Genomic DNA, 9,168 nt, shown 5'->3' on the forward strand with positions numbered 1-9,168 from the left:
ACCCCAAGGACGATCAGCCCCGCCCCGGTGCAAGGAGGCCGCACATGGCAGAGACCCAGACCGAACCGGGCGGCGGCCACCGCGCGTCGCGCACCCGGCGGCTCACGGCCGGCGCCGCCGCGGCCCGCCGCCGCACCGTCGGCGTCGTCGCCACCGTGATCTCCGTCGTCACCACGCTGGTCGTGCTGGTCCTGGCCGTGCACATCGTGTTCGTGGCGTTCGAGGCCAACACGGCGAACGACCTCGTCCGCTGGTTCGGCGACCGCGCCACCGACCTGTGCTGGCAGTTCAAGGACGTCTTCCAGCCCGAGAACCGCAAGACGGAGGTCGCCGTCAACTACGGCCTGGCCGCACTCGTCTACCTGGTGGTCGGCCGGATCCTCGTCGGCCTCGTCCGCCGGCTGGCCTAGTCGCGGCCCGGGAAGCGGACCTCGTTGAAAGGCCAGGCGGCGGTCACCCAGGTGCGGACGAACTCCTCCAGCTCCTTGTCCAGGATGGAGTTCTCCTCGTCCGCGCGCACCCAGAAGACCACGACGGCGTCGGCGCCCGGCTCGTCGGACGGGGCGACGTGGATGCGGCCGAGCTGCCGCTCCCCGTCCGGCGTGGTCACGACGTAGCTGAACGAGCGGCGCAGCTGCCCCTGCTTCTGCAGCCACGCGACGTCGATCAGGGCCTGCTCGAAGGTGAACTCGTGGTCGGGCCAGCCCCACTCGGGCCCGAACCGGCCGGCCAGCCGGTCCAGGCTGCCGATCACGGCGCCGTAGTCCTTGACCACGTCGTGCACGGTGATCGGGCGGATCTGGAAGTCGGGCCCGGCCACCAGGGTGGGCACCACGAAGTCCTCGGGCAGGAAGGCCCCGTCGGCCGCCTTCCGCGGAGACTTGAACATCGCCGACCTTTCCGACGACGCCCCTTCCGGCGACGGGGCGCGGACGATGGAACTCTAGTCGCCGCCGCCCCGCCGCGAGCCGCATCGCGGATTCGGGCGCGCCGCGCCTCCGGCGCACCGGAGGCGACGCGGATTCGGGCGCGCCGGGAGCGAGGCGGGGCCGCGCCGCGCGAACATGCCTTACTGTTCTTCCGGAGGAATTCATCACCATGACGACATCTACGCGCGAGCGCATCGTGGCCGAATCGCTCCGGCTGTTCGCAGACCGGGGCTACGCGGCGACGTCGGTCGCGGAGATCGAGGCGGCGGCCGGCCTGTCCCCGGGCGCGGGCGGCCTCTACCGGCACTTCCGGTCGAAGGAGGAGGTCCTTGCCTCCGCCATCCGCGAGCACATCGACCGGACCCGCCGGCAGATAAGCGACGTCCTCGACCACTCGACCTCCTACAAGGGCCGTCCGCTGGAGATCCGGCTGCAGATGACGTGCCAGGCCGGGCTGGCGAAGATGCGCGAGGAGCAGGACCTGATCCGGGTGCTGTTCCGCGACCTCGACCAGTTCCCGAACCTGGTCGCGGAGATGCGCGAGGGCATCGTCAACCCGCTGTACGACGGGATCGCGACCTGGCTGTCGACGCAGCCGGAGTTCGAGGGCTCGGACGAGGACTGGCCCGCGGTCGCGTCGATCCTCGGCGGCGCCGTGGTGAACTACTGGCTGGCGAACGAGTCGATGTACGAGCCGCCGACCCGCATCGACGAGCGGCGGTTCGTGGAGAGCTGGGCCCGGCTCGGCCTCGGACTGGTGCACCTGGAGCGCACGCCGACCGGCTGACCTGCGGTGGCACGGATTCCCCACCCTGCGCGGGCTTCTACCCTGGAGCCCCGCGCACCTGCGGCGTGCACGCGACATAAGGTTGGGGAACGGCATGGAGACGTATGCGGACTGGTTGCGCGCACGAGGCGATGGTGAGCTTCGTGCGCTGCTGTCCGCGCGTCCCGAACTGCTCGCCCCCGTCCCGGCCGACCTGACCGCCCTCGCCGCCCGCGCCGCGACGCCCGCCGCCGTGTCCCGCGCGCTCGACCGGCTGGACCGGTTCACCCTCGCCATCCTTGAGGCGCTCCTCGTCCTGCCCGCACCGGCCGGGCCGGACGCGCTCGCCACCGCCCTCGGCGCCACCCCCGGCCAGGCCGCCGGCGCGCTCGGCACGCTCCGCCGGTTCGGGCTCGCCTGGGGGGACGAGACGCCGGCCACGGCACCCGGCGTCCGGCAGGCGCTGCCGCACGCGGCGGGGCTCGGGCCGCCCATCCAGGAGGTCTTCGCGAGCTATCCCGCCGAGCGACTCACCGACCTCGTCACCGACCTCGCCGGGGAGGCGCCGCGCGGGTTCGCCGACTCCGCGCGACTGCTCGGGCGACTCGCCGAGCTGCTGAGCGACCCCGCCGCCCTGATCGGCGACGCCGGGCCCGAGGCGCGGGCGGCCCTCGACCAGCTCGCCTGGGGTCCGCCGGTCGGCCGGGTCGCCGACGCGCGCCGCCCCGTCCGGATCGACACCGCCGCCACCCCGATCGAGCGGCTGCTGGCCCGCGGCCTCCTCGCCGCCGAGGACGACCGCACGGTCACCCTCCCCCGCGAGATCGCGCTGCACCTGCGCGGCGGCCTCCTGTTCCGGGACGTCCCCGCCGAGCCGCCCCCGCTCACCCCGGCCGCCGAACCGCGCCGCGAGGACGTCGTCGTCCGCACCGCGGCGGGCGAGGCGGCGAGCGCCGTCCGGCTCACCGAGGAACTCCTCGAACGCTGGGGGCTGGACCCGCCGCCCGTCCTGCGCAGCGGCGGCCTCGCCGTCCGCGACCTGCGCGCCGCGGCGACGCTCCTGGACGTCCCGGAATGGCAGGCCGCGCTGCTCGTCGACATCGCCTACGCGGCGGGCCTGCTGACCCGCAGCGGCGACCTCGACGGCGAATGGCTGCCCACCCCCGCCTACGACCTGTGGCTCATGCGCGACACCGCCGGCCGCTGGACGGAGCTGGCCCGCGGCTGGCTCAAGTCCGACCGCGCCGCCGGGCTCGCCGGGGAACGCGACGACCGCGACCGGCTCATCAACGCGCTCAGCGAGGCGATGGTGCGCAGCAGCGCCCCGTCCACCCGGCGGGCGATCCTCGACGTCCTCGCGAGCGCGGGACGCGGCATCGTCGTCGACGAGGGCTCGCTCGGCACCCGGCTCGGCTGGCTTCGGCCGCGCCGGGGCGGGCCGACCCGCGACCGGCTGCTCGGCTGGACGCTCCGCGAGGCCGCCGTCCTCGGCCTCACCGGGTTCGGCGAGCTGGCCCCGTTCGCCCGCGACCTGCTCGCCGGCGACGACCCCGAGCCGGCCCTGGAGAAGTACCTCCCGGCGCCCGTCGACGAGATCCTCATCCAGGCCGACCTGACCGCGATCGCGCCCGGCCCGCTGGTCACCGAGCTGGCCAGGGAACTGGCGCTGGCCGCCGACGTCGAGTCGACCGGCGGCGCGACGGTCTACCGGTTCACGCCCGAGTCGGTCCGCCGCGCCCTGGACGCCGGCCGGACCGCCGCCGACGTCACCGACCTCCTCACCCGGCATTCGGCGACGCCGCTGCCGCAGCCGCTCACCTACCTGATCGACGACGTGGCCCGCCGGCACGGCCACCTGCGCGTCGGCGCCCTCACCTCCTACGTCCGGTCCGACTCGCCCGCCACCCTCGACGAGATCCTCGCCGACCGGCGCGCGGACCCGCTGCGCCTGTACCGGCTCGCCCCGACCGTCCTCGCGTCCGCGCTGCAGCGCGCCGACCTGCTGGACGGGCTCCGCGGCATGGGCCTCGCCCCCGTCGCCGAGGCGCCCGGCGGCGGCGTGATCGTGACCCGGCCGGACGCGCAGCGCGCCGACCCGCCGCCGACCGCCGAGATCGTCCGGCTCCGCCCGGACTCCCGCACCGACGACTCGATGATCTTCGCCGCGGTGCGGGCCCTGCGCGCCGGCGACGAGGCCGCCCTGCACGGCGCCGAGCAGGCCCGGCAGGCCCCGTCCGGGGAGCCGCCCCGCTCGCCCGCGATGGCCACCATCGAGCGGCTCCGCACCGCCGTCGAGCGCGGCGGCCGCGTCTGGATCGGCTACCTCGACCAGCAGGGCCAGGCGTCCAGCCGCATCGTCGAGCCGGTCCGCGTCGAGGGCGGCTTCCTCACCGGCTACGACGCGACCCGCGCCGCCGTGCACCGCTTCGCCCTGCACCGCATCACCGGCGTCTCCGAACTCGACGACGACGCCGCCTCATAGCACCCCCGCCCGCATCGGGCACCGGACCGCATCGGGCACCGGGCCGTTCAAGGCGCGAGGCCGTTCAAGGCGCGAGGCCGTTCAAGGCGCGAGGCCGTTCAAGGCGCCAGGCCGTTCAAGGCGCCAGGCCGCTTCCCAACTCGTGTGAACCGCCGGCGCCCGGCCGGAGTCTCAACCGGAAAGGCCGTCGCCGACCGGGAGGAGACCGTCCGTGAGCGGATACGGGGGAAGCCCTCCGCCCGGCTGGCAGGGACCGTACGACGGATCGCAGGGCTATGCCGGGACCCCGTACGCGGGCGGCCCGCAGCCCGGGTACGACTACGGCCCGCCCGGAGTGCCGGTCAGGCGCCCCGCCAGCGGTTCCACCATCGCCTGCCTCGTCTGCAACATCATCGGCGTGCTGGTGTGCTGCGGGATCCTCTCCGTGCCTGGCGCGATCGTCGCCGCGCTCGCGATGGGCCGCGCCGAGACCGACCCCGTGTCCGCCCGGAAGCTGACGATCGCCGGCTGGGTGCTGTACGCCCTCTCGGTCTTCTTCGGGATCATCATCGGGATCATCTACATCGTCTACCTCGTGAACTCCGAACCGAACTACGGCTCCACGTCCGGCATCTGACGGCTTCCCGCGACAAAACCGGCCGGATCCGGCGAACGCTCCTTTACGCTGCACTCTGCACTCCGGTCGACCGATAGCGTGACTGGGCGAAATGTGAGGAGGCTCCCGATGAGCGGGTACGGAGGGCGTCCGCCGTCGGGCTGGGAAGACCCCTATGGCGGCTCCCAAGGCTGGGACCCGGGCGGCGCGTACGGGCCGCAGGGACAGCACGGGCAGGGCTACGGCCAGCCCGGCTACGGTCCGCCCGGCTACGGCCAGCAGGGTTACGGGTACGGTCCGCCGGGCGTCCCGTACCGGTCCGCGAGCAACGGCTCCACCATCGCCGCCCTCGTCTGCAACGCCGTCGCGATCGTGCTGTGCTGCAACATCGTCGCCATCCCCGGCGTCATCACCGCCGCGATCGGCCTCGGCCGCGCCCAGAGCGACCCGCAGTCCGCCCGCAGGCTCACGATCTGGAGCTGGTGCCTCTTCGCCGCCTCCATCGTCATCGGCGTCATCGTCGTGATCATCTACATCGTCATCGGCGCCACGTCCTCCGACCCGGACTACAGCTCCTCCGACGGCATCTGACCCGCATCCGGCAAGGCGGCGGCGTCCGGTCGGACGGCGGCGTCCGGTAGGCGGCATCCGGTCGGACGGGGTCCGCGGAGGCAATAACGCGGCGATGCGGGTTGTTAGAGTCTCCGGTCCGGAACGCGCGACGCGGTGGCGCGCCTCGGGTAGCGTGCGGCAGCGGTGCCCCTGCGTCCGGACGAGGCATCCATCATCCGAAAACCCGACGGGGGCTACTGCTTTGACCGACGGTCCGCTCATCGTCCAGTCCGACAAGACGCTGCTGCTGGAGGTCGACCACGAGCTGGCCGGCGCCTGCCGCAAGGAGATCGCGCCGTTCGCCGAACTCGAACGGGCGCCCGAGCACGTCCACACCTACCGGGTGACGCCGCTCGCGCTGTGGAACGCGCGCGCCGCCGGACACGACGCCGAACAGGTCGTCGACACGCTGATCCGGTACTCGCGGTACCCCGTCCCGCACGCCCTGCTCGTGGACGTCGCCGACACGATGGCGCGGTACGGGCGGCTGCGGCTCGACAAGGACCCCGTGCACGGGCTCGTCCTCTCCTCCTCCGACCGGTCGGTCCTGGAAGAGGTGATGCGGGCCAAGAAGATCAAGGGCATGATCGGCGACCGGGTCGGCGAGGACGCCGTCGCCGTCCATCCGAGCGAGCGCGGCGCCCTCAAGCAGGCCCTGCTCAAGATCGGCTGGCCGGCCGAGGACCTCGCCGGCTACGTGGACGGCGAGGCCCACGCCATCTCCCTCCACGAGGACGGCTGGGAGCTGCGCTCCTACCAGGAGGACGCCGCCTCCGCGTTCTGGCACGGCGGGTCGGGCGTCGTCGTCCTGCCCTGCGGCGCCGGGAAGACCATCGTCGGCGCCGCCGCCATGGCCCGCGCCCAGGCGACCACGCTGATCCTCGTCACCAACACCGTCTCCGCCCACCAGTGGAAGCAGGAGCTGCTCAGGCGGACGTCCCTCACCGAGGACGAGATCGGCGAGTACACCGGCACGAAGAAGGAGGTCCGGCCGGTCACCATCGCCACCTACCAGATCATGACGACCCGCCGGAAGGGCGCCTACGCGCACCTGGAGCTCTTCGACGCGCGCGACTGGGGCCTGGTCGTGTACGACGAGGTCCACCTGCTGCCCGCGCCGATCTTCCGGATGACCGCGGACCTGCAGGCCCGCCGCCGCCTCGGCCTCACCGCCACCCTCGTCCGCGAGGACGGCCGGGAGGGCGACGTGTTCTCGCTGATCGGGCCGAAGCGCTACGACGCGCCCTGGAAGGACATGGAGGCGCAGGGCTGGATCGCGCCCGCCGACTGCGTCGAGGTCCGCGTCACCCTCACCGACTCCGAGCGGCTCGCCTACGCGACCGCCGAACCCGAGGAGCGGTACCGCTTCTGCGCCACCACCGAGACCAAGACCAAGCTCATCCAGGCGCTGGTCGACCGGCACCGCGGCGAGCAGACGCTCGTCATCGGCCAGTACATCGACCAGCTGGACGACCTGGGCGCGCTCCTGGACGCCCCCGTTATCAAGGGCGAGACGCGGATCCGCGAACGGGAGCGGCTGTTCGACGCGTTCCGCTCCGGCGAGATCGACGTCCTGGTCGTGTCCAAAGTGGCGAACTTCTCCATCGACCTGCCCGAGGCGTCCGTCGCCGTCCAGGTGTCGGGTGCCTTCGGGTCCCGGCAGGAGGAGGCACAGCGCCTGGGCCGGCTGCTTCGGCCCAAGGCGTCCGGTGCGGGGGCCCGCTTCTACGCCGTCGTGGCCCGCGACACCCTGGACCAGGACTACGCCGCCCACCGGCAGCGCTTCCTCGCCGAACAGGGCTACGCGTACCGCATCGTCGACGCCGACACCGTCCTCGCGGGCGACGACTTCTGAGCGCTCAAGGCTGCTCGGGGGTGTAGAGGGCGCTCATCCAGATGTGGGTGAGCACGTCGGTGAGCTTCTCCTGGTCGTCGAAGGGGGCCTGACCGAGCGCGGCGAGGTAGTAGAGGCGCTCCCCCAGCCAAGTGAGCGTGGCCCCCAACGTCTCGGAATCGATCGCCCGGTGGGTGATGACGCCCGCCGCGCGGTCGGCGTCGATCTGCTCGGCCGTGACCCGGGTGAAACCGGCCATCAGTTCGGACCACAGTTCGGTGAGCTTGGGGTCGGTGCGCCAGTTCTCCACGATCGCGCGCAGCACCGGCGCCTGCTCGGCCCAGAGTCGTGCGCCGTCCGCGATGGATCTGCGGGTGGCGGCCCGCCGGTCGTCCTCGCCGGGGCCCCGGCCGAGCCAGGACTCCGAGGCCGCGTGCCCCTCCGCGATCGCCTGCCGGACGAGTTCCGCCAGCACGTCCTGCTTGCTCTCGAAATAGAAGTAGAAGCTGCCGCGGGAGATTCCGGCCGCGGTGAGGATGTCGGCGACCGCGATCTGGTCGAACGGCCGCTCGTCCAGGAGTCCGCGTGTCGCGGTGAGGATGGAAACACGCAGATCGCGGTCGGCGGATTGGAGGCGGCGCGGCATGCGCGCCACCCTAGCGAACGCCATGGACGCGATGTATAGACACTGTGTCTAGACGGACTGTCTAGACACAGTGTATGCTCCGAGCTTGTGATGAACTACCGCACTTTTGGACGTTCTGGACTACGCGTGTCCGAGCTGTTTCTCGGCGCCATGACCTTCGGCGAGAATTGGGGCTGGGGCGCCTCCCTCGACGAATGCCGCAAGATGATCGACATGTACGCCGATGCCGGCGGCAACGTGATCGACACCGCGAACAACTACACCGACGGCGCCAGCGAGCAGATCGTCGGCGAACTCCTCCGCACCCGCCGGGACCGGTTCGTGCTGAGCAGCAAGTACACGCTCACGCTCGACCCGGCGGACCCCAACGCGTCCGGCAACCACCGAAAGAGCCTGCGGCGGTTGCTCGACCAGAGCCTCTCCCGGCTGAACACCGACCGCATCGACCTGCTCTGGGTGCACATCTGGGACTCTCTCACCCCGATCGAGGAGACGATGCGCGCCCTCGACGACGCGGTCCGCGCGGGCAAGGTGCTCTACGTCGGCATCTCCGACACACCGGCCTGGGTGGTGTCCCGCGCCAACACGCTCGCCGCCTTGCGGGGATGGAGTCCGTTCATCGGGATCCAGGTGCCGTACAGCCTCGTCCAGCGCGACATCGAACGCGAACTGCTGCCGATGGCGGACGAACTGTCCCTGTCGGTCGCGGCCTGGTCCCCGCTGGGTGCCGGACGGCTCACCGGGAAGTTCACCCGCGGCTCCGACGGCGGGCCCAGCCGAACCGACCGCGACGACGTCAGCGAACGCGACCTGACGATCGCCCGCGAGGTCGACGCCGTCGCGGACGACCTCGGGGTCACCTCGTCCCAGGTCGCCCTCGCCTGGACGATGGCGCACCGGCCGTCCGTCCACCCGATCGTCGGGGCCCGCCGTCTCGAGCAGTTGTCCGACAACCTTGCCGCGACCGACGTCGCTCTTCCTGACGAGGCGCTACGGCGGCTGGACGAAGCCGGCGCCATCGAGCTCGGCTTCCCGCACGACTTCATCGCCTCTACCAGGAACTTCGTCTACGGCTCCGTGGCCGACCGAGTCGCGAATCGATAAGCCCCGGTCGGAGAGTGAATGAGCCAGAAATGAGAATGGCCCCGCCGGTGTCGGCGGGGCCATCCTGCAATATGAGTCCGGCGGTGTCCTACTCTCCCACACGGTCTCCCATGCAGTACCATCGGCGCTGAAGGGCTTAACTTCCGGGTTCGGGATGGGACCGGGTGTTTCCCCTTCGCCAAAACCACCGAACGACCAAC

At 72.1% G+C, this 9,168-nt stretch carries 9 protein-coding genes and 1 rRNA gene; 7 read left to right on the forward strand and 3 right to left on the reverse strand.

Annotation, left to right across the window (positions count from 1 at the left end):
• Positions 1 to 44: 44 nt before the first annotated feature.
• On the forward strand, positions 45 to 410 hold the full coding sequence (locus E1293_RS40050; protein WP_132204216.1) for a hypothetical protein: 366 nt from the start codon (positions 45 to 47) through the stop codon (positions 408 to 410).
• On the opposite strand, the gene E1293_RS40055 is transcribed toward E1293_RS40050, so the two are convergent.
• Positions 407 to 889: a GNAT family N-acetyltransferase gene (locus tag E1293_RS40055; RefSeq protein ID WP_243717284.1), complete on the reverse strand. Its 483-nt coding sequence runs from the start codon at positions 887 to 889 to the stop codon at positions 407 to 409. The two genes, E1293_RS40050 and E1293_RS40055, sit on opposite strands and share 4 nt — an antisense overlap.
• A gap of 209 nt (positions 890 to 1,098) precedes the next feature.
• Between E1293_RS40055 and E1293_RS40060 the strand changes: the two genes are divergently transcribed.
• From E1293_RS40060 to E1293_RS40080, 5 genes are all read left to right on the forward strand, one after another.
• A complete protein-coding gene (locus tag E1293_RS40060) occupies positions 1,099 to 1,716 on the forward strand; it encodes a TetR/AcrR family transcriptional regulator (protein ID WP_165978611.1) in 618 nt (205 codons plus the stop codon).
• Positions 1,717 to 1,810: 94 nt separating this feature from the next.
• Positions 1,811 to 4,177, forward strand: coding sequence for a helicase-associated domain-containing protein (locus E1293_RS40065; protein WP_132204218.1), 2,367 nt, complete (start codon positions 1,811 to 1,813; stop codon positions 4,175 to 4,177).
• 211 nt (positions 4,178 to 4,388) lie between these two features.
• A complete protein-coding gene (locus tag E1293_RS40070; RefSeq protein ID WP_132204220.1) occupies positions 4,389 to 4,793 on the forward strand; it encodes a hypothetical protein in 405 nt (134 codons plus the stop codon).
• A 108-nt stretch (positions 4,794 to 4,901) separates the two neighbouring features.
• On the forward strand, positions 4,902 to 5,363 hold the full coding sequence (locus E1293_RS40075; RefSeq protein WP_132204222.1) for a hypothetical protein: 462 nt from the start codon (positions 4,902 to 4,904) through the stop codon (positions 5,361 to 5,363).
• Positions 5,364 to 5,586: 223 nt separating this feature from the next.
• On the forward strand, positions 5,587 to 7,239 hold the full coding sequence (locus E1293_RS40080; RefSeq protein ID WP_132204224.1) for a DNA repair helicase XPB: 1,653 nt from the start codon (positions 5,587 to 5,589) through the stop codon (positions 7,237 to 7,239).
• A gap of 4 nt (positions 7,240 to 7,243) precedes the next feature.
• On the opposite strand, the gene E1293_RS40085 is transcribed toward E1293_RS40080, so the two are convergent.
• Positions 7,244 to 7,888, reverse strand: coding sequence for a TetR/AcrR family transcriptional regulator (locus tag E1293_RS40085; protein ID WP_207939379.1), 645 nt, complete (start codon positions 7,886 to 7,888; stop codon positions 7,244 to 7,246).
• 102 nt (positions 7,889 to 7,990) lie between these two features.
• On the opposite strand from E1293_RS40085, the gene E1293_RS40090 reads away from it, so the two are divergent.
• A complete protein-coding gene (locus E1293_RS40090; RefSeq protein WP_341770245.1) occupies positions 7,991 to 8,968 on the forward strand; it encodes an aldo/keto reductase in 978 nt (325 codons plus the stop codon).
• A 75-nt stretch (positions 8,969 to 9,043) separates the two neighbouring features.
• Here the strand turns inward: E1293_RS40090 and rrf are convergent.
• Positions 9,044 to 9,160 (reverse strand): 5S ribosomal RNA (gene rrf, locus E1293_RS40095).
• Between the last annotated feature and the right edge of the window lie 8 nt (positions 9,161 to 9,168).

Origin of the sequence: Actinomadura darangshiensis (genome assembly GCF_004349235.1) — a bacterium.
Classification (GTDB): Bacteria; Actinomycetota; Actinomycetes; order Streptosporangiales; family Streptosporangiaceae; genus Spirillospora; species Spirillospora darangshiensis.

What these genes read in the sequence shown, in the direction of transcription:
- E1293_RS40050 (WP_132204216.1), top strand. Translation starts at nt 45, where the DNA reads ATGGCAGAGACCCAGACCGAACCGGGCGGCGGCCACCGCGCGTCGCGC.
- E1293_RS40055 (WP_243717284.1), bottom strand. Translation starts at nt 889, where the DNA reads ATGTTCAAGTCTCCGCGGAAGGCGGCCGACGGGGCCTTCCTGCCCGAG.
- E1293_RS40060 (WP_165978611.1), top strand. Translation starts at nt 1,099, where the DNA reads ATGACGACATCTACGCGCGAGCGCATCGTGGCCGAATCGCTCCGGCTG.
- E1293_RS40065 (WP_132204218.1), top strand. Translation starts at nt 1,811, where the DNA reads ATGGAGACGTATGCGGACTGGTTGCGCGCACGAGGCGATGGTGAGCTT.
- E1293_RS40075 (WP_132204222.1), top strand. Translation starts at nt 4,902, where the DNA reads ATGAGCGGGTACGGAGGGCGTCCGCCGTCGGGCTGGGAAGACCCCTAT.
- E1293_RS40085 (WP_207939379.1), bottom strand. Translation starts at nt 7,888, where the DNA reads ATGGCGTTCGCTAGGGTGGCGCGCATGCCGCGCCGCCTCCAATCCGCC.